Here is a 19603-nt window from a genome sequence, read left to right as displayed (position 1 = left end):
CATGAAACGTCTGCTGCTAACTGCGGTTCTTGCCGTACTGATGATCGCCGAAGTTCACGCCGAGTCCTTCACTATCTCCGATATCCGTGTCAACGGCCTGCAGCGGGTGTCCGCTGGCAGTGTCTTTGGCGCGTTGCCGTTGAACGTGGGTGAACAGGCCGATGACGCACGTCTGGTCGACGCCACGCGTGCGTTGTTCAAAACCGGGTTCTTCCAGGACATCCAGTTGGGCCGAGACGGTAACGTTCTGGTCATCTCCGTGGTTGAGCGCCCGTCGGTTGCGAGCATCGAGATCGAAGGCAACAAGGCGATCACCACCGAAGACTTGATGAAGGGCCTCAAGCAATCGGGTCTGGCGGAAGGCGAAATCTTCCAGCGTGCAACCCTCGAAGGTGTCCGTAACGAACTGCAGCGTCAGTACGTGGCTCAAGGCCGTTACTCGGCAGAAGTCGCCACTGAAGTCGTTTCCCAGCCGCGCAACCGCGTCGGCCTGAAGATCAACATCAATGAAGGCGCCGTTGCCGCGATCCAGCACATCAACGTCGTCGGCAACTCCGTTTTCAAAGAAGAAGACCTGACCGACCTCTTCGAGCTGAAGACCACCAACTGGCTTTCGTTCTTCAAGAACGACGACAAGTACGCCCGTGAAAAGCTGTCCGGTGACCTGGAGCGTCTGCGTTCCTACTACCTCGACCGCGGCTATATCAACATGGATATCGCCTCGACTCAGGTGTCGATCACCCCTGACAAGAAAAGCGTGTACATCACCGTCAACATTCATGAAGGCGAGAAGTACAGCGTCAAGTCGGTCAAGCTGAACGGTGACCTCAAAGTGCCTGAAGATCAGGTGAAGTCGCTGCTGCTGGTCAAGCCAGGTCAAGTGTTCTCCCGCAAGGTGATGACCACCACGTCCGAGCTGATTACCCGTCGTCTGGGTAACGAAGGCTATACCTTCGCCAACGTTAACGGTGTGCCTACCCCGAATGATGAAGACCACACCGTGGACATCACGTTCGCCGTCGATCCAGGCAAACGGGCTTACGTGAACCGCATCAACTTCCGTGGCAACACGAAGACAGCGGACGATGTACTGCGTCGCGAAATGCGTCAGATGGAAGGCGGTTGGGCTTCCACTTACCTGATCGACCAGTCCAAGACCCGTCTGGACCGCTTGGGCTTCTTCAAGGAAGTCAACGTCGAGACCCCTGCAGTGCCGGGCACTGACGATCAGGTTGACGTCAACTACGCCGTGGAAGAGCAGGCGTCGGGTTCGATCACCGCCAGTGTGGGCTTCGCGCAAAGCGCGGGTCTGATTCTGGGTGGTTCGATCAGCCAGAACAACTTCCTGGGTACCGGTAACAAGGTCAGCATTGGTCTGACCAAAAGTGAATACCAGACCCGCTACAACTTCAGCTACGTCGACCCGTATTTCACGCCGGACGGTGTGAGCCTGGGTTACAGCGCGTTCTACCGCAAGACCAACTACGACGACCTCGATGTCGACGTGGCGAGCTACTCGGTGGACAGCCTGGGTGCCGGTATCAACATGGGCTACCCGATCAGCGAAACCTCGCGTCTGAACTTCGGTTTGTCGGTACAGAAAGACGAAATCAACACCGGTACTTACACGGTTGACGAGATTTTCGATTTCCTGGAAAAAGAAGGCGACAACTTCACCAACTTCAAGGCTTCCGTGGGCTGGTCCGAATCGACCCTGAACAAAGGCACACTGCCGACCCGTGGCCATTCCCAGAGCCTGACCCTGGAAACCACGATTCCGGGCAGTGACCTGTCGTTCTACAAGATTGATTACCGTGGTCAGTTGTTCCACCCGATCACCACCAACACCACGCTGCGTCTGCACTCGGAGTTGGGTTACGGTGACGGCTACGGTTCGACGTCCGGTCTGCCGTTCTACGAGAACTACTACGCGGGTGGTTTCAACTCGGTTCGGGGCTTCAAGGACAGCACCTTGGGACCTCGTAGTACGCCGAGTAAGCTCAATACCGCGAAAGGGACGGCGCAAGACCCGGATCAGGATCCACTGCCGTTCGGTGGTAACGTATTGATCACCGGCGGTGCCGAAATCCTGTTTCCACTGCCGTTCATCAAGGATCAGCGCTCTCTGCGGACCTCGCTGTTCTGGGACGTGGGTAACGTATTCAGCACCAACTGCGGTTCCACGAAGTTCACGGTTGACGGCGAAAAAGTCGAATGTAACGGCCCTGACCTGTCCGGTCTGGCCAGTTCGGTCGGTGTTGGCGTGACCTGGGTTACCGCGCTGGGCCCATTGAGTTTCGCGCTGGCGATGCCGGTCAAGAAGCCAGACGACAACACCGAAACCCAGGTCTTCCAATTCTCTCTCGGTCAGACCTTCTAAGGGTCTGATCACTGATCACGACAACGGATTCTGTAGGAGTTACAACGTGCGTAAGTTGACCCAATTGGCACTGCTGGCAACCGTACTGGTCGCCGGCCCGGCATTCGCAGACATGAAGATCGCTGTTCTGAACTATCAGATGGCGCTGCTTGAGTCAGATGCTGCCAAGAAGTATGCAGTCGACGCTGAAAAGAAATTCGGCCCGCAACTGACCAAGCTGAAAGCCCTGGAAAGCAGCGCCAAAGGCATCCAGGACCGTCTGGTCGCCGGTGGCGACAAGATGGCCCAGCCTGAGCGCGAGAAGCTGGAACTGGACTTCAAACAGAAAGCCCGTGACTTCCAGTTCCAGTCCAAGGAGCTGAACGAAGCCAAAGCCGTCGCTGACCGTGACATGCTCAAGCAACTGAAGCCCAAGCTGGACTCGGCTGTTGAAGAAGTGATCAAGAAAGGCGGTTACGATCTGGTGTTCGAGCGCGGTGCCGTGATTGACGTCAAGCCACAATACGACGTCACTCGCCAGGTCATCGAGCGCATGAACCAGCTGAAGTAAATTCATGACCGCGACTATCACGCTCGGCCATCTGGCCGAGTTCCTCGGTGCCACGCTACGTGGCCCGGCGGACAAGCAAATCACCGGACTGGCCACCTTGCAGGAGGCGGGGCCCGGCCAGGTCAGCTTTCTGGCCAATCCTCAGTATCGAAAATTCCTCGCAACCTCCCACGCCGCAGCCGTGCTACTCAAGCCCGCTGATGCCGAAGGTTACGCGGGAGATGCACTGTTGATCGCCGACCCCTACCTGGCGTACGCACGAATCTCCCACCTGTTCGATCCCAAGCCGAAGGCTGCTGCCGGTATTCATCCGACCGCTATCGTCGCTGCTGACGCAGTGGTCGATCCGAATGCCAGCGTGGGCCCGTATGTCGTCATCGAAAGCGGTGCATGCATCGCTGCCGGTGTGACCCTTGGTGCTCATTGCTACATTGGTGCCCGCAGTGTCATCGGCGAAGGCGGCTGGCTGGCACCGCGCGTGACGCTGTATCACGATGTGCGGATCGGCCAGCGCGTGGTGATTCAGTCCGGTGCCGTACTGGGTGGAGAGGGCTTTGGCTTCGCCAACGAGAAAGGCGTGTGGCAGAAGATCGCCCAGATTGGTGGCGTGACCATCGGCGACGACGTGGAGATTGGCGTGAACACCGCCATTGACCGCGGCGCCATGGACGATACGCGCATCGGCAACGGTGTGAAGCTGGATAACCAGATTCAGATCGCCCACAACGTACAGGTGGGCGATCACACGGCAATGGCGGCCTGCGTTGGCATTTCCGGCAGTGCGAAGATCGGCAAACACTGTATGCTCGCCGGCGGTGTCGGACTGGTCGGGCACATTGAAATTTGCGACGGCGTTTTCATCACGGGCATGACCATGGTCACCCGTTCGATCACCGAGCCGGGTTCTTATTCTTCGGGGACCGCGATGCAGCCCGCTGCCGAATGGCGCAAGAGTGCGGCACGTATTCGCCAGCTCGACGACATGTCCCGCCGACTGCAGCAGCTAGAAAAGATTGTCGAGGCAGTGACCTCAGGCGGTAATGCGTCATCTGATGGCTGATACTTTTTTCTTATCAAGTGTGCAAAGCCGATAAACTGCCTCCTTGATTTGCTAGAGGAGTGCCGCGCATTCGTCGCGCACTCCCAATCTTTACTACAGGCTTCCTCTCGAAATGATGGACATCAACGAAATTCGCGAATATCTGCCCCACCGTTACCCGTTCCTGCTGGTGGATCGTGTGGTGAAGCTGGATGTTGAGAATAAGCTCATTCGTGCCTATAAGAATGTCAGCATCAACGAGCCCTTCTTCAATGGGCACTTTCCTGCGCATCCAATCATGCCGGGCGTGCTGATCATCGAAGCAATGGCTCAGGCCGCGGGCATCCTGGGTTTCAAGATGCTTGACGTGAAGCCTGCTGACGGCACCCTGTATTACTTCGTGGGCTCCGACAAGCTGCGCTTCCGCCAGCCGGTGCTGCCGGGCGACCAATTGATTCTTGAAGCCAAATTTCTGAGCTGCAAGCGCCAGATCTGGAAGTTCGAATGCCAGGCGTCGGTAGACGGCAAGCCGGTATGCTCCGCAGAAATCATCTGTGCGGAACGTAAACTATGAGTTTGATTGACCCTCGCGCAATCATCGATCCGACGGCCGTGCTGGCCGACAACGTGGAGGTCGGCCCGTGGTCGATCGTCGGACCCGGTGTGGAAATTGGCGAGGGCACGGTGATAGGTCCGCACGTGATTCTGCGTGGTCCGACCATCATCGGTAAGCACAACCACATCTACCAGTTTTCTTCGGTAGGTGAGGACACGCCTGACCTCAAGTACAAGGGCGAAGCCACGCGTCTGGTCATCGGTGACAACAACGTGATACGCGAAGGCGTCACGATTCACCGTGGCACCATTCAGGACCGCGCCGAAACCACGATTGGCGATAACAACCTGATCATGGCCTATGCGCATATCGGTCATGACAGCGTCATCGGCAACCATTGCATCCTGGTCAACAACACGGCGCTGGCCGGCCATGTGCATGTGGCTGACTGGGCGATCCTCTCCGGGTTCACCTTGGTTCATCAGTATTGCCACATCGGCGCCCACAGCTTTTCCGGCATGGGCACGGCGATTGGCAAGGACGTCCCGGCGTTCGTTACCGTGTTCGGCAACCCGGCAGAAGCCCGCAGCATGAACTTCGAAGGCATGCGTCGTCGTGGTTTCTCGGAAGACTCGATCCATGCCCTGCGTCGCGCCTACAAGACGGTCTATCGTCAAGGGCTGACGGTCGAACAGGCGGTGGTCGAGCTGTCTGAACCGGCGGCGCAGTTCCCGGAAGTCGCGCTGTTTCTTGAGTCCATCCAGAACTCGACCCGCGGCATCACCCGTTAATCATGGGGGCCTTGCGGATCGCGCTGGTCGCCGGTGAAGCCTCGGGCGACATCCTGGGTTCGGGTCTGATGCGTGCCATCAAGGCGCGTCATCCTGATGCACAGTTCATCGGCGTCGGCGGCCCGCTCATGGAAGCCGAGGGCATGGCATCCTACTTCCCCATGGAGCGCCTGTCGGTCATGGGGCTGGTGGAAGTCCTTGGACGTCTCAAGGAGTTGCTGGCCCGTCGCAAGCTGTTGATCCAGACCTTGATCGATGAGAAACCCGATGTATTCATCGGGATCGACGCTCCGGACTTCACCCTCAATATCGAACTCAAACTGCGTCAGGCCGGGATCAAGACCGTGCACTACGTCAGCCCGTCCGTGTGGGCGTGGCGGCAGAAGCGTGTCCTGAAGATCCGCGAAGGCTGCGACCTGATGTTGACGTTGTTGCCGTTCGAAGCGCGTTTCTATGAAGAAAAGGGCGTGCCGGTGCGTTTCGTCGGCCATCCACTCGCCGATACCATCCCCCTTGAAGCAGATCGCCAGGCCGCTCGGGCTGAGCTGGGGCTGGGTGACGGGCCTGTCGTGGCGTTGATGCCGGGCAGCCGTGGCGGGGAGGTGGGCCGACTGGGCGCGCTGTTTTTCGACACCGCCGAACGGCTGCTCGCCCAGCGACCGAACATTCGTTTCGTGCTGCCCTGCGCCAGCCCGCAACGCCGCGCGCAAATCGAACAATTATTGCAAGGCCGCGATCTGCCGCTGACCTTGCTCGACGGCCGCTCCCATGTCGCGTTGGCTGCCTGCGATGCCGTGTTGATCGCATCGGGCACCGCCACGCTGGAAGCGCTGCTGTACAAACGACCGATGGTGGTTGCCTATCGTCTGGCGCCGCTGACCTACTGGATACTCAAGCGGATGGTGAAGAGTCCGTACGTGTCGCTGCCGAATCTGTTGGCCCAGCGTTTGCTGGTTCCGGAGCTTTTGCAGGACGCGGCGACCGCCGATGCCCTGGCCAACACCCTGCTGCCGTTGCTCGACAACGGCGCGGAGCAGACCGTCGGCTTTGACGCCATTCACCGCACCTTGCGTCGCGACGCGTCCAATCAAGCCGCCGAAGCGGTCCTGGACCTGATTGGCCCGTCGCCTTCACGATGAGCGCTCGAACAATGCAAATGGGTCTGGATTTCAACCTGGTCGAGGATCTGGTCGCCGGTGTCGATGAGGTGGGCCGTGGCCCGCTGTGCGGCGCTGTGGTAACGGCTGCGGTGATTCTTGACCCCAGTCGCCCCATCCTGGGTCTTAACGACTCGAAAAAGCTCACCGAAGCCAAGCGCGAAAAGCTGTTCGACGAGATCTGCGAAAAGGCGCTGTGCTGGCATATCGCACGGGCCGAAGTCGAAGAAATCGACGAGCTGAACATTCTGCACGCCACCATGCTGGCCATGAAGCGTGCGGTCGAGGGCCTGCTGATTACGCCGAAACTGGCGCTGATAGACGGTAACCGTTGCCCGCAACTCTCGGTGCCGAGTGCCCCGGTGATTCAGGGTGATGCCCAGGTCCCTGCCATCGCTGCGGCGTCGATCCTGGCCAAGGTCAGCCGCGACCGGGAGATGGCTGCCATGGAACTGATCTATCCGGGTTACGGCATTGGTGGCCACAAGGGCTACCCGACGCCGGTTCACCTGGAAGCGCTGGCCCGGTTAGGGCCGACGCCGATCCACCGCCGCTCCTTCGCCCCGGTCCGTGCGGCGTATGAAGCGCGGGAGATGATGATCTCCACCGGCTTTACCTCGCTGCCGTTTACCTGATCGCGGGCTGATGTTTTCATGAGAGGCCGGTACAATCCGGCCTTTGTTTTCTGCGCGCTATAGGATCAACCATGTCGGCTTCTTTCGTTCATCTGCGCATGCACACCGAATATTCTCTGGTCGACGGGCTGGTGCGGGTAAAGCCGCTGGTCAAGGCGTTGACCGGCCTGAGCATGCCTGCGGTGGCAGTGACCGATCAGAACAACCTGTGCTCGCTGGTCAAGTTCTACAAGGCCGCCATGGGCGCTGGCATCAAGCCGATCTGCGGCGCCGACATCTGGTTGGCAGGTCGTGACAAGGATGCGCCCCTCAGCCGCTTGAGCCTGTTGGTGATGAACCCCAAGGGCTACCTGAATCTCACCGAGCTGATTTCCCGCGGTTTCATGCATGGTCAGCGCAACGGCGTGGTGATCATCGAGCGCGAGTGGGTCGCTGAGGCCCATGAAGGGCTGATTGCGCTGTCGGCGGCCAAGGAAGGTGAGATCGGCATGGCGCTGCTCGGCGGCAACCCGGCCGAGGCAGACGAGTTGCTCAAGGAGTGGGTGTCGGTCTTTCCGGATCGTTTCTACATCGAGATTCAACGGACCAACCGCGTCAATGACGAAGAGCACCTGCACGCTGCCGTCGCCCTTGCCGATCGCCACGGTGTGCCGCTGGTGGCGACCAACGATGTTCGCTTCATCAAGCAGGAAGATTTCGAAGCCCACGAAACCCGCGTGTGTATCGGCGAAGGCCGGGCGCTGGACGATCCGCGCCGCTCGCACAACTATAGCGATCAGCAATACCTCAAAAGCGCCGCAGAAATGGCCGAGCTTTTCAGCGACCTGCCCGACGCGCTGCAGAACACCGTGGAAATCGCCCAGCGTTGCAATATCGAGGTGCGGTTGGGCAAGCACTTCTTGCCCAACTTCCCGATTCCAGACGGCCTGACCATCGACGAATACTTCCGCAAGGTGTCTTTCGAAGGCCTTGAAGAGCGCTTGGCCGTGCTGTGGCCGAGGGAAACCACACCCAACTACGAAGCCAAGCGGCAGGAGTACGTCGACCGGTTGAATTTCGAGCTGGATATCATCATCCAGATGGGGTTCCCCGGTTACTTCCTGATCGTTATGGACTTTATCCAGTGGGCCAAGAACAACGGCGTGCCGGTCGGCCCGGGCCGTGGGTCGGGTGCCGGCTCGCTGGTGGCTTACGTACAGAAGATCACCGACCTCGATCCGCTGGAATATGACCTGCTCTTCGAACGTTTTCTTAACCCTGAACGGGTTTCGATGCCGGACTTCGACGTCGACTTCTGCATGGACGGGCGCGACCGGGTGATCGAATACGTGGCCGAGAAATACGGCCGCAACGCGGTGAGCCAGATCATTACGTTCGGCTCGATGGCGGCGAAGGCGGTGGTGCGGGACGTGGCGCGGGCTCAGGGGAAATCCTTCGGTCTGGCGGATCGCCTGTCGAAGATGATCCCGTTCGAAGTCGGCATGACCCTGGAAAAGGCCTATGAGCAGGAAGAAATCCTGCGGGACTTCCTCAAGACCGACGAGGAAGGGGCTGAAATCTGGGAAATGGCGCGCAAGCTCGAAGGCGTTGTGCGTAACGTCGGCAAGCACGCCGGTGGTGTGGTCATCGCGCCGACCAAACTGACCGACTTCGCGGCGATCTATTGTGATGAGGAAGGCGGCGGCCTGGTCACCCAGTACGACAAGGACGATGTCGAGGCCGCGGGTCTGGTGAAGTTCGACTTCTTGGGTCTGCGAACGCTGACGATCATCGACTGGGCGATGAAAACGATCAACCGCGACCGCGCCAAGGTCGGCGAGGACCCGCTCGACATCGCCTTCATCCCGCTGGATGACGCCCCGACCTACGATCTGCTGCAAAAAGCCGAAACCACGGCGGTCTTCCAGCTTGAATCCCGTGGCATGAAAGAGCTGATCAAGAAGCTCAAGCCCGACTGCCTGGAAGACCTTATCGCACTGGTGGCACTGTTCCGCCCGGGCCCGCTGCAGTCGGGCATGGTGGACGACTTTATCAACCGCAAGCACGGTCGCGCCGAGCTGTCTTACCCGCACGTCGATTACCAGTACGAAGGGCTCAAGCCCGTGCTGCTGCCAACGTACGGCATCATCCTGTATCAGGAACAGGTGATGCAGATTGCTCAGGTCATGGCGGGTTACACCCTCGGCGAGGCCGACATGCTGCGTCGGGCCATGGGTAAGAAAAAGCCCGAGGAGATGGCCAAGCAGCGCGGCGGCTTCATCGAAGGCTGCAAGACCAACAATATCGAGCCGGATCTGGCCGGTAACATTTTCGACCTGGTGGAAAAATTCGCCGGTTACGGGTTTAACAAATCCCACTCTGCTGCGTACGGGCTCGTCTCGTACCAGACGGCGTGGCTGAAGAAGCATTACCCGGCGCCGTTCATGGCGGCCGTGCTCTCGGCGGACATGCACAACACCGACAAGGTGGTGACCTTGATCGAGGAAGTGCGGACCATGAAGCTGCGCCTCGATGCGCCGGACGTGAACAACTCCGAATTCAAATTCACCGTGAATGACGAAGGCCGCATCGTGTACGGCCTGGGCGCGATCAAAGGCGTGGGCGAGGGGCCGGTCGAGGCGATTACCGAAGCGCGTCAGGCCGGGCCGTTCAAGGACCTTTTCGATTTCTGCGCGCGCATCGACCTCAAACGGGTCAACAAACGCACGCTGGGCGGGCTGATCAGCAGTGGCGCGCTGGACCGGTTGGGGCCGTTTTTCTACGACGACCCTAAACAGTATCAAGCCAACATCGACCGCAATCGCGGTGTGTTGCTCGCCTCGCTGGAAGGTGCGATTCAATCGGCCGAACAGACCGCGCGCAGTCACGACAGTGGCCATGCCGATCTGTTTGGCGGGCTGTTCGTCGAGCCCGATGCCGATGTTTATGCGAACCATCGTGGGGCCAAAGAGGTCACTCTCAAAGAGCGTTTGCGCGGAGAGAAGGAAACCCTGGGCCTGTACCTGACGGGGCACCCGATCGACGAGTACGAAGGTGAGATTCGTCGCTTCGCCCGCCAGCGGATCGTTGACTTGAAACCGGCCCGGGACACCCAGACCGTCGCCGGTCTGATCATCGCCTTGCGTGTGATGAAAAACAAAAAGGGCGACAAGATGGGGTTTATCACCCTGGATGACCGCTCTGGCCGCATCGAAGCGTCGTTGTTCGCGGATTCTTTCCAGGCCGCTCAGTCGCTGTTGCAGACAGACGCGATGGTGGTGGTGGAAGGTGAGGTCAGTTCCGATGACTTCTCCGGTGGCCTGCGTTTGCGAGCCAAGCGGGTGATGAGTCTCGAAGAAGCGCGGACCGGTCTGGCTGAGAGTTTGCGCCTGACCGTGCGCAGCGAGGCGCTGAAAGGCGATCGTCTACGCTGGCTGGGCGACCTGTGCAAGAAGCACCGGGGAGCGTGCCCGATCACGCTCGACTACACCGGGCAGGAGGCCCGGGCGCTATTACAGTTTGGCGAAGCGTGGCGAATCGATCCCGCAGACAGCCTGATTCAGGCGCTGCGTGACCAGTTCGGACGAGAGAACGTCTTCCTGCAGTATCGATAACGCTGATACCCGAATTTTTAAGCTCGACACTTTTAACCTCGACCCCTACACGCCACATCCTTTAAGGTATGGCGTTTACGGATCAACCGGCCGGCCTCTTGGCCGTCGACCCAAGACGGATGCCTATGAACCCGAATTTTCTGGATTTCGAACAGCCGATTGCTGACCTGCAAGCCAAAATTGAAGAGCTGCGACTGGTAGGCAATGACAACTCGCTGAACATCGGCGATGAAATCTCTCGACTGCAAGAGAAGAGCAGCACGCTCACCGAAAGCATTTTCGGCAACCTGACCAGTTGGCAGATCGCGCGCATGGCGCGTCATCCGCGTCGTCCGTACACCCTGGACTACATCGAACACATTTTCACCGAGTTCGACGAGCTGCACGGCGACCGCCACTTCTCCGACGACGCGGCCATCGTGGGCGGTATCGCCCGTCTGGACGACCAGCCTGTCATGGTGATCGGTCATCAAAAAGGCCGCGAAGTGCGCGAAAAAGTACGCCGCAACTTCGGCATGCCGCGTCCTGAAGGCTACCGTAAAGCGTGCCGCCTGATGGAAATGGCCGAGCGCTTCAAGATGCCGATTCTGACCTTCATCGACACGCCGGGCGCTTACCCTGGCATCGACGCTGAAGAGCGCAACCAGAGCGAAGCGATTGCGTGGAACCTGCGTGTCATGGCGCGTCTGAAGACGCCGATCATCGCGACTGTGATCGGTGAGGGCGGTTCGGGCGGTGCACTGGCCATTGGCGTGTGCGATCAACTGAACATGCTGCAATACTCCACTTACGCGGTGATTTCGCCGGAAGGCTGCGCGTCGATTCTGTGGAAAACCGCAGAAAAAGCGCCAGACGCTGCCGAAGCGATGGGCATCACCGCTGAGCGCCTCAAAGGCCTGGGCATCGTCGACAAGGTCATCAACGAGCCACTGGGTGGCGCGCACCGTGATCCGGCGGCGGCTTCGGCTTCCATCCGCGAAGCGTTGAGCAGCCAGTTGGCCATGCTCAAGAAATTCAATGCGGATGAACTGTTGGCGCGTCGCTACGACCGCCTGATGAGCTACGGCATCTGATCGGAGTCATATTTGAGGTCCGGTGAGCTAACGCGGGGTCCACCAGCATGAGCAAGCCGGACACATTCAAAAAAGACCTCTCCCAACGTCTGCTATCGCGCCTCGAACCCTGGCGCGGTGCAGCCGGTTGGCGCATCGCCTTCTCGGGTGGACTCGATTCCACCGTCCTGCTGCACCTCCTGGCCGAGCTTGCTCGCCATCAGCGTCTCCCCCCTTTGACCGCTATCCACGTTCATCACGGTCTGCAGGCTGTGGCTGCGTCGTGGCCGGGACATTGCCGTCAGATGTGTCAGATTCTAGGCGTGCCGTTGCAGGTCATCGACGTGCAAGTGCGATCCGGCGCCAGCCTCGAACAGGCGGCCCGCGATGCGCGATACACCGCGTTCGAGCAGACGTTGCTGGCGGGCGAGGTGTTGCTCACGGCCCAGCATCGGGACGATCAGGCGGAAACCCTGATGTTTCGCCTGCTGCGGGGAGCGGGTGTGAAAGGGTTGGCGGCGATGCCTTCCCATCGAGTGCTTGGCAAAGGCCAGGTCTTCCGGCCGCTGCTGGACGAGCCCCGCGCATTGCTTGAGCGTTATGCACAGGAAGAGGGCCTGAGCTGGATCGAAGACCCGAGCAACAAAGACAGCCGTTTCTCCCGCAATTACCTGCGCAACCATGTGTTGCCGATGCTGACCGCACGCTGGCCCCAGGCAACCGCGAGCATGGTCCGCAGCGCCGCGCACTTGGCCGAGGCCCAAGGTTTGCTCGATGAACTGGCGACGCAGGATCTGGCGCTCGCCGACACACCGTGCCCGTGGCCATGGCTGGCGGTGCCGTCCCTGGAGCTGGCGCCGCTTGAGGAACTGTCATCTGCACGTCAGAGAAACGCCTTACGTTACTGGCTGAGTCCGCTGACACGTCTTCCAGACAGTGATCACTGGGCGGGATGGGATTCCCTGCGTGATGCAGGGCCGGATGGCCGTCCGATCTGGCGTCTGGCCGACGGACAATTGCATCGCGCAGAAGGGCGAATCTGGTGGTTGTCGGGCATCTGGCTCAAGGACGTGGCGGGTTCGCAGCACTGGTCCACGGCCTCGCAGCCGCTTCATTTGCCGGGCAACGGAATGTTGCACATTCTGGGCGACATCCCTCGCGGCGGGCTGCACGTGCACTATCGACAGGGCGGTGAAGTGCTGGATGTACCGGACCGCGGACGCCGGGACCTCAAGCGCCTGCTCAATGAAAAAGGCGTGCCGGTGTTTTTGCGCGGCCGATTGCCGCTGTTGTATCGCGGTGAACAGTTGCTGGCGGTGGCCAACCTGCCCGGACTGGACGCTGACCCCCGTGGGGACTGGCGATTGCACTGGCAACCACCGACGAATGACCACAGTTTGAGATGAGAGCCCGTTTCCGGTAGACTACGCTCCCTTCTTGATACAGCTTATGTCGACCCTTTCGGAACGACGTGAGTTGCCGATTACCAGCCAGTCTTTACTGGGCGATTCTCAAAATGTGGCGAGCAATGGACAGGTCCGGTTTCGGCCAGTCGCTTTCAACGCAGCAATTTCAGGAATGCACTGTGAAACACGCAGGTCATCGGGGGCTTCGGCCTTCCTTCGCTTTCCCCGGCGGCTCTGACCGCTTTAACGCAGACTTCTAGGGTTTTTCATGACGCGCTACATCTTCGTCACGGGCGGTGTTGTTTCTTCATTGGGGAAAGGCATTGCCTCGGCTTCATTGGCGGCCATCCTGGAGGCGAGGGGACTTAAGGTCACCATGCTCAAGCTGGACCCCTACATCAACGTCGACCCGGGCACCATGAGCCCGTTCCAGCACGGTGAAGTGTTCGTCACCCACGACGGCGCCGAGACCGACCTGGACCTGGGTCACTACGAGCGTTTCATTCGCACCACCATGACCCAGAACAACAACTTCACCACCGGCCGTGTGTACGAACACGTCCTGCGCAAAGAGCGCCGTGGTGATTATCTGGGCGCGACCATTCAGGTGATCCCGCACATCACCGACGAAATCAAGCGTCGCATCATCAAGGGCGCCGGCGATGCCGACGTGGCCATGGTCGAGATCGGTGGCACCGTGGGTGACATCGAATCGCAACCGTTCCTTGAGGCGATCCGCCAGTTGCGTTTCGAAGTCGGCGCCAAGCGCGCGATGCTGATGCACCTGACGCTGGTGCCGTACATCGCGACTGCTGGCGAGACCAAGACCAAGCCCACTCAGCACTCCGTCAAGGAACTGCGTTCCATTGGCCTGCAGCCTGACGTACTGGTGTGCCGCTCCGATCACCCGATCGACGTTTCGTCGCGTCGCAAGATCGCGCAGTTCACCAACGTCGAAGAGCGCGCTGTGATCGCGCTGGAAGACGCCGACACCATCTACAAGATCCCGGGCATCCTGCACTCGCAGGGTCTGGACGATTTCGTCGTTGAGCGTTTTGGCCTGCAATGCAACAGCGCCGACCTGTCCGAGTGGGACAAGGTCGTCGATGCCAAGCTGAACCCTGAACACGAAGTCACCATCGCGATGGTCGGCAAGTACATGGAACTGCTGGACGCGTACAAGTCGCTGATCGAAGCGATGAGCCACGCAGGCATCAGCAACCGCACCAAAGTCAACTTGCGCTACATCGATTCCGAAGACATCGAGAACCAGGGCACTGGCCTGCTGGAAGGCGTGGACGCCATTCTGGTACCGGGCGGCTTCGGTCTGCGCGGTGTCGAAGGCAAGATCACCGCCGTTCAGTTTGCTCGCGAAAACAAGGTGCCTTACCTGGGTATTTGCCTGGGCATGCAAGTGGCGGTCATCGAGTTCGCCCGTAACGTGCTGGGCTGGAAAGACGCCAATTCCACGGAGTTCGATCGCACCAGCCCGCACCCTGTGGTCGGCCTGATCACCGAGTGGGAAGACGCCACCGGCGCGGTCGAAACCCGTACCGAAAGCTCCGACCTTGGCGGCACCATGCGTCTGGGCGCGCAGGAATGCCTGCTGGAGCCGGGTTCTCTGGTGCACGATTGCTACGCCAACGACACTATCGTCGAGCGTCATCGTCACCGTTACGAAGTGAACAACAAGCTGCTACCGCAACTGATCGAAGCCGGGCTGAAAGTGTCCGGTCGTTCCGGTGATGGCGCGCTGGTTGAGGTGGTCGAGTCCAACGACCACCCGTGGTTCGTGGCTTGCCAGTTCCACCCTGAGTTCACCTCCACGCCTCGCGACGGTCACCCGCTGTTCAGTGGCTTCGTCAAGGCAGCGCTCGCTCAGCACCAGAAGAACGCCTGATAGGGAATTCATTACATGGCACAGAAAATCATCCGTGTCGGTGGCCTGAACAAGGGCATCGACATCGCCAACGACAAGCCGATGGTCTTGTTCGGTGGCATGAATGTCCTGGAGTCGCGGGACATGGCCATGCAGGTCTGCGAAGAATACGTTCGGGTCACCCAGAAACTGGGCATCCCTTACGTGTTCAAGGCCAGCTTCGACAAAGCCAACCGTTCTTCCGTGACCTCGTATCGCGGTCCGGGCCTCGAAGCGGGCATGCGCATTTTCGAAGAGATCAAAAGCACCTTTGGCGTGCCGGTGATCACTGACGTTCACGAGCCGCATCAAGCGGCGACCGTGGCGGAAGTCTGCGACATTATCCAGCTGCCGGCCTTCCTGTCGCGCCAGACCGATCTGGTCGTGGCGATGGCGAAGACCGGTGCCGTGATCAACATCAAGAAGGCCCAGTTCCTCGCGCCCCAGGAGATGAAACACATCCTGACCAAGTGCGAAGAGGCCGGTAACGATCAATTGATCCTGTGCGAACGCGGTTCGAGCTTCGGCTATAACAACCTCGTCGTGGACATGCTCGGCTTCGGCATCATGAAAGCGTTCGAATACCCGGTGTTCTTCGACGTGACCCACGCGCTGCAAATGCCGGGCGGTCGTTCGGATTCGGCAGGTGGTCGTCGTGCTCAGGTAACCGATCTGGCCAAGGCCGGTATCAGCCAGGGCCTGGCAGGCCTGTTCCTTGAAGCGCATCCGGACCCGGACAACGCCAAGTGCGACGGCCCGTGCGCCTTGCGCTTGAACAAGCTGGAGCCGTTCCTGACCCAGCTCAAGGCACTCGATGATCTGGTCAAAGCGTTCCCGGCCATAGAAACGGCGTAAAACCCGCTTCTCCGGCACGATGCCCTCCGGTAGAGTGCCGCTCGTTTCTTTCCCGACCAACGGGTCGGGAAAATCTGTCATCCCGGGCCTGCCCGCTGTCTAGTGCCCGGGGCGCCAGTCGTTTTTCCCAGCTGCGTCGTTTTCGTCAATCTTGGAGTGTTAACAACAATGGCAAAAATCGTCGACATCAAAGGTCGTGAAGTTCTCGACTCCCGTGGCAATCCCACCGTGGAAGCAGATGTGCTCCTCGACAACGGCATCATCGGCAGTGCTTGCGCGCCGTCCGGTGCTTCCACCGGCTCGCGTGAAGCACTTGAGCTGCGTGATGGCGACAAGAGCCGTTACATGGGCAAGGGCGTTCTGAAAGCCGTGGCCAACATCAATGGCCCGATCCGCGACCTGCTGCTGGGCAAGGACCCGGTTGACCAGAAGGCCCTGGATCACGCGATGATCAAGCTCGACGGCACTGAAAACAAAGCCAGCCTGGGCGCCAACGCGATCCTCGCTGTGTCGCTGGCTGCCGCGAAAGCCGCTGCCCAGGATCAGGACCTACCGCTGTACGCGCACATCGCCAACCTGAACGGCACGCCAGGCGTCTACTCGATGCCGGTCCCAATGATGAACATCATCAATGGTGGCGAGCATGCTGATAACAACATCGACATTCAGGAATTCATGGTTCAGCCAGTCGGCGCCAAGACCTTCTCCGAAGGCCTGCGCTGGGGCACCGAGATTTTCCACCACCTGAAAGCTGTGCTGAAGGCCCGTGGCCTGAACACTGCGGTGGGTGACGAAGGCGGTTTCGCACCGAACCTGAACTCCAACGCCGAAGCCTTGGACGCCATCGCCGAAGCCGTCAAAAACGCGGGCTACAAACTGGGCACCGACGTGACGCTGGCGCTGGATTGCGCGGCGAGCGAGTTCTACAAGAATGGCAAGTACGTCCTGAGCGAAGAAGGCGAGTATGACTCCGCCGGTTTTGCCGACTACCTGGCGGACCTGGTCAGCAAGCACCCGATCATCTCCATCGAAGACGGTCTGGACGAGTCTGACTGGGACGGTTGGAAAGTCCTGACTGACAAGATCGGCGACAAGATCCAGCTGGTGGGCGACGACCTGTTCGTGACCAACACCAAGATTCTGAAAGAAGGCATCGAGAAGAAGATCGGTAACTCGATCCTGATCAAGTTCAACCAGATTGGCACCCTGACCGAAACCCTGGAAGCCATCCAGATGGCCAAGGCCGCTGGTTACACCGCTGTGATCTCGCACCGTTCAGGCGAAACCGAAGACTCGACCATTGCCGACCTGGCGGTGGGCACGTCGGCAGGTCAGATCAAGACCGGTTCCCTGAGCCGTTCCGACCGCATCGCCAAGTACAACCAACTGCTGCGTATTGAAGAGCAATTGGGCGCCAAAGCGGTGTACCGTGGTCGCGGCGAGTTTCGCGGCTGATTACAAGATGGTAAAAAGGCAGCAGGCGTCGTAGGGGAATCCACCGGAAGGTGGGTGTTCCTGGCGTCCTGATCCACGAGCCCGGTGACCACCGGGCTCTTGGGCATTTGAAATGGTCGGTTTTGCTGTCTTTCTCCACCGGGTAACAGATATTCACAATGCGCAGTCCCAACTGGTTGTTCCTCGTTCTGCTCTTGCTGCTCGCTGGCTTGCAATACCGCCTATGGGTGGGTAACGGCAGCCTCGCGCAGGTGGCCAGTCTGACCCAGCAAATCGCCGATCAACATGCCGAAAACGATGCCTTGCTTGAGCGCAACCGCGTGCTGGATGCCGAGGTGTTGGAGTTGAAGAAAGGTCTGGAAACCGTTGAAGAGCGTGCCCGTCATGAGCTGGGCATGGTCAAGGACGGCGAGACTCTCTATCAGTTGGCACAGTGACGTTCCTGTAAATGACTCAACCCCTTCCTGCCTTCTGGGCAGTGATTCCCGCAGCGGGCGTTGGTGCGCGCATGGCGGCAGACCGTCCCAAGCAATACCTGCAACTGGGCGGCCTCACGATTCTCGAACACAGCCTGCTTTGCTTTCTCGATCACCCCCGGCTCAAGGGGCTGGTGATCAGTCTGGCTGCGGACGACCCTTATTGGCCCACCTTGCCGTGCGCGCTGGATTCCCGGATTCAGCGGGTCGCGGGCGGCAAGGAACGGGCAGATTCAGTCCTCAATGCGTTGTTGCATCTGCACGCCAGTGGCGCCGATGACGACGACTGGGTGCTGGTCCATGACGCCGCGCGGCCGAATCTGGCGCGCTCGGACCTGGACAACCTGCTGAATGAACTGGCGAACGACCCGGTGGGTGGTTTGCTGGCGGTCCCGGCCAAAGACACGCTCAAGCGCGCCGACGCCCATGGCCGTGTGACGGAAACCGTTGATCGCAGTTTGATCTGGCAGGCGTATACGCCGCAGATGTTTCGACTGGGGGCGTTGCATCGAGCGCTGGCGGACAGCCTGGTGTCGAACGTCTCGATCACCGACGAAGCCTCGGCGATAGAGTGGGCGGGGCAATCGCCACGCCTGATCGAGGGGCGTGCCGACAACATCAAGGTGACGCGCCCGGAAGACCTGGAATGGTTGCGGCAGCGGCGGGGTGATTTGATTCGCTGATTCGTCAGGCGCGAGACACCTGTAGGAGCGCGCTTGCCCGCGATAGCGTTGGGTCAAATAACCGATTTTGTGCAGATGGAACGCGTTCGCGGGCAAGCGCGCTCCTACAGTGGGTAGCGTGTTATTGCCGATACTCCGGCCGTGCCGCCAACCCCGTCTTCAAATAATCCACCAACTTCCTGACCTTGGGCGACAAATGCCGTTGCTGAGGATACAACCCCCACACCGCCGTGCTGGGGGGCTGGTGGGCTTCGAGCAGTGAAATCAGTGCGCCGCTTTTCAGGTGTTCCAGCACGTAATAATCCGGTAACTGACACAACCCTACCCCTTGCAACGCCGCATCCAGCACCGCCTGCCCGCTGTTGCAGCGCCAGTTTCCCTGCACCCGCTGGGAAAATTCCCGGCCGTTCTGTTGCAGTAGCCAACTGTCGGAGCTGCCTATAAGGCAGTTATGGCGGTTCAATTCCGAGAGGCTGTGAGGGCGGCCATACCGTTCTAAATAAGAAGGCGAGGCGCAGAGGTACATGCGTCGAGGCGCCAGCCGCGTGGCGACCAGTCGTGATTCTTGCAGCCGACCCAAGCGTATCGCCAGGTCCATCCCTTCGTGCACCAGGTCCAACGTGTTGTTGGTCAGCTCAATGTCCACGCGCAGTTGCGGATAGTCCTCCATGAACCGCGTGACCAAGGGCGCGATGAACCGCTCGCCGTAGGCCACAGCGCAGGTCATGCGCAGCAGGCCTTTGGGCTCGCTGGTGAGGTCGCCCACTGCGCGCAACGCTTCCTCGCGGCCATCTTGCAAGCGCTGGCAATGGTGCAGAAACGTCTGGCCCGCCTCCGTCAGCGCGACCTTGCGGGTACTCCTATATAGAAGACGGGTTTGCAGCCGCTCCTCCAGCCGGGCGATCTGCCGGCTGATGTGCGAAGACGAAACGCCCATTCGCTCTGCTGCTGCCGTGAACTGCCCGCATTCCGCCACTGCGACGAATTCGTCCAGCCCTTCCCAACGATTGGTGTACATCGATTATCCCTGTACAGCATTAATGTTTTGCTTTTGCGT

The 19603-nt window shown here is 59.7% G+C and carries 16 protein-coding genes; 15 read left to right on the top strand and 1 reads right to left on the bottom strand.

Annotation, left to right across the window (positions count from 1 at the left end):
• The first annotated feature begins 1 nt into the window (after position 1).
• From bamA to ispD, 15 genes are all read left to right on the top strand, one after another.
• Complete coding sequence (bamA, locus tag AAEO81_RS24685) at positions 2 to 2380, top strand: outer membrane protein assembly factor BamA (RefSeq protein WP_341959606.1); 2379 nt, start codon at positions 2 to 4, stop codon at positions 2378 to 2380.
• Between the two features lie 46 nt (positions 2381 to 2426).
• Positions 2427 to 2930 (top strand): OmpH family outer membrane protein, encoded by a 504-nt coding sequence (locus AAEO81_RS24680; RefSeq protein ID WP_166593536.1) that lies wholly within the window; start codon positions 2427 to 2429, stop codon positions 2928 to 2930.
• Between the two features lie 4 nt (positions 2931 to 2934).
• Complete coding sequence (gene lpxD / locus AAEO81_RS24675; RefSeq protein ID WP_341959605.1) at positions 2935 to 3990, top strand: UDP-3-O-(3-hydroxymyristoyl)glucosamine N-acyltransferase; 1056 nt, start codon at positions 2935 to 2937, stop codon at positions 3988 to 3990.
• A 112-nt stretch (positions 3991 to 4102) separates the two neighbouring features.
• The gene (gene fabZ, locus AAEO81_RS24670) at positions 4103 to 4543 is read left to right on the top strand and encodes a 3-hydroxyacyl-ACP dehydratase FabZ (protein WP_166593534.1); all 441 of its coding nucleotides are present in this window, start codon (positions 4103 to 4105) and stop codon (positions 4541 to 4543) included.
• Positions 4540 to 5316, top strand: a complete 777-nt coding sequence (gene lpxA / locus AAEO81_RS24665) for an acyl-ACP--UDP-N-acetylglucosamine O-acyltransferase (RefSeq protein WP_341959604.1) — start codon at positions 4540 to 4542, stop codon at positions 5314 to 5316. Before fabZ ends, lpxA begins: the two co-directional genes overlap by 4 nt.
• Positions 5316 to 6455 (top strand): lipid-A-disaccharide synthase, encoded by a 1140-nt coding sequence (gene lpxB / locus AAEO81_RS24660; RefSeq protein ID WP_341964610.1) that lies wholly within the window; start codon positions 5316 to 5318, stop codon positions 6453 to 6455. Before lpxA ends, lpxB begins: the two co-directional genes overlap by 1 nt.
• Positions 6456 to 6466: 11 nt before the next feature.
• A complete protein-coding gene (gene rnhB, locus AAEO81_RS24655; protein WP_341959603.1) occupies positions 6467 to 7108 on the top strand; it encodes a ribonuclease HII in 642 nt (213 codons plus the stop codon).
• A 71-nt stretch (positions 7109 to 7179) separates the two neighbouring features.
• Complete coding sequence (dnaE, locus tag AAEO81_RS24650) at positions 7180 to 10701, top strand: DNA polymerase III subunit alpha (protein WP_341959602.1); 3522 nt, start codon at positions 7180 to 7182, stop codon at positions 10699 to 10701.
• Between the two features lie 125 nt (positions 10702 to 10826).
• Positions 10827 to 11774, top strand: a complete 948-nt coding sequence (locus tag AAEO81_RS24645) for an acetyl-CoA carboxylase carboxyltransferase subunit alpha (protein WP_166593531.1) — start codon at positions 10827 to 10829, stop codon at positions 11772 to 11774.
• 47 nt (positions 11775 to 11821) lie between these two features.
• Positions 11822 to 13159, top strand: coding sequence for a tRNA lysidine(34) synthetase TilS (tilS, locus tag AAEO81_RS24640; RefSeq protein WP_341959601.1), 1338 nt, complete (start codon positions 11822 to 11824; stop codon positions 13157 to 13159).
• A 268-nt stretch (positions 13160 to 13427) separates the two neighbouring features.
• Positions 13428 to 15059 (top strand): CTP synthase, encoded by a 1632-nt coding sequence (locus AAEO81_RS24635; RefSeq protein WP_341959600.1) that lies wholly within the window; start codon positions 13428 to 13430, stop codon positions 15057 to 15059.
• Positions 15060 to 15074: 15 nt separating this feature from the next.
• Entirely contained in the window at positions 15075 to 15932 is an 858-nt protein-coding gene (gene kdsA / locus AAEO81_RS24630) for a 3-deoxy-8-phosphooctulonate synthase (protein WP_341959599.1), read from the top strand.
• 168 nt (positions 15933 to 16100) lie between these two features.
• Positions 16101 to 17387, top strand: a complete 1287-nt coding sequence (gene eno, locus AAEO81_RS24625) for a phosphopyruvate hydratase (RefSeq protein ID WP_166593527.1) — start codon at positions 16101 to 16103, stop codon at positions 17385 to 17387.
• Positions 17388 to 17545: 158 nt separating this feature from the next.
• A complete protein-coding gene (gene ftsB / locus AAEO81_RS24620) occupies positions 17546 to 17824 on the top strand; it encodes a cell division protein FtsB (protein WP_074752716.1) in 279 nt (92 codons plus the stop codon).
• 11 nt (positions 17825 to 17835) lie between these two features.
• Positions 17836 to 18546 carry a 2-C-methyl-D-erythritol 4-phosphate cytidylyltransferase gene (gene ispD / locus AAEO81_RS24615; RefSeq protein WP_341959598.1) on the top strand — a complete coding sequence of 237 codons (711 nt, stop codon included), beginning with the start codon at positions 17836 to 17838 and terminating at the stop codon, positions 18544 to 18546.
• Positions 18547 to 18667: 121 nt separating this feature from the next.
• On the opposite strand, the gene AAEO81_RS24610 is transcribed toward ispD, so the two are convergent.
• The gene (locus AAEO81_RS24610; protein WP_341959597.1) at positions 18668 to 19564 is read right to left on the bottom strand and encodes a LysR substrate-binding domain-containing protein; all 897 of its coding nucleotides are present in this window, start codon (positions 19562 to 19564) and stop codon (positions 18668 to 18670) included.
• Positions 19565 to 19603: the final 39 nt, after the last annotated feature.

Origin of the sequence: Pseudomonas sp. RC10 (assembly GCF_038397775.1) — a bacterium.
GTDB classification, from domain to species: domain Bacteria; phylum Pseudomonadota; class Gammaproteobacteria; order Pseudomonadales; family Pseudomonadaceae; genus Aquipseudomonas; species Aquipseudomonas bambusae.
This window is presented reverse-complemented; position numbering and strand designations above follow the sequence as displayed.

What these genes read in the sequence shown, in the direction of transcription:
- bamA (WP_341959606.1), top strand. Translation starts at nt 2, where the DNA reads ATGAAACGTCTGCTGCTAACTGCGGTTCTTGCCGTACTGATGATCGCC.
- lpxD (WP_341959605.1), top strand. Translation starts at nt 2,935, where the DNA reads ATGACCGCGACTATCACGCTCGGCCATCTGGCCGAGTTCCTCGGTGCC.
- fabZ (WP_166593534.1), top strand. Translation starts at nt 4,103, where the DNA reads ATGATGGACATCAACGAAATTCGCGAATATCTGCCCCACCGTTACCCG.
- lpxA (WP_341959604.1), top strand. Translation starts at nt 4,540, where the DNA reads ATGAGTTTGATTGACCCTCGCGCAATCATCGATCCGACGGCCGTGCTG.
- rnhB (WP_341959603.1), top strand. Translation starts at nt 6,467, where the DNA reads ATGCAAATGGGTCTGGATTTCAACCTGGTCGAGGATCTGGTCGCCGGT.
- dnaE (WP_341959602.1), top strand. Translation starts at nt 7,180, where the DNA reads ATGTCGGCTTCTTTCGTTCATCTGCGCATGCACACCGAATATTCTCTG.
- AAEO81_RS24645 (WP_166593531.1), top strand. Translation starts at nt 10,827, where the DNA reads ATGAACCCGAATTTTCTGGATTTCGAACAGCCGATTGCTGACCTGCAA.
- tilS (WP_341959601.1), top strand. Translation starts at nt 11,822, where the DNA reads ATGAGCAAGCCGGACACATTCAAAAAAGACCTCTCCCAACGTCTGCTA.
- AAEO81_RS24635 (WP_341959600.1), top strand. Translation starts at nt 13,428, where the DNA reads ATGACGCGCTACATCTTCGTCACGGGCGGTGTTGTTTCTTCATTGGGG.
- kdsA (WP_341959599.1), top strand. Translation starts at nt 15,075, where the DNA reads ATGGCACAGAAAATCATCCGTGTCGGTGGCCTGAACAAGGGCATCGAC.
- eno (WP_166593527.1), top strand. Translation starts at nt 16,101, where the DNA reads ATGGCAAAAATCGTCGACATCAAAGGTCGTGAAGTTCTCGACTCCCGT.
- ftsB (WP_074752716.1), top strand. Translation starts at nt 17,546, where the DNA reads ATGCGCAGTCCCAACTGGTTGTTCCTCGTTCTGCTCTTGCTGCTCGCT.
- ispD (WP_341959598.1), top strand. Translation starts at nt 17,836, where the DNA reads ATGACTCAACCCCTTCCTGCCTTCTGGGCAGTGATTCCCGCAGCGGGC.
- AAEO81_RS24610 (WP_341959597.1), bottom strand. Translation starts at nt 19,564, where the DNA reads ATGTACACCAATCGTTGGGAAGGGCTGGACGAATTCGTCGCAGTGGCG.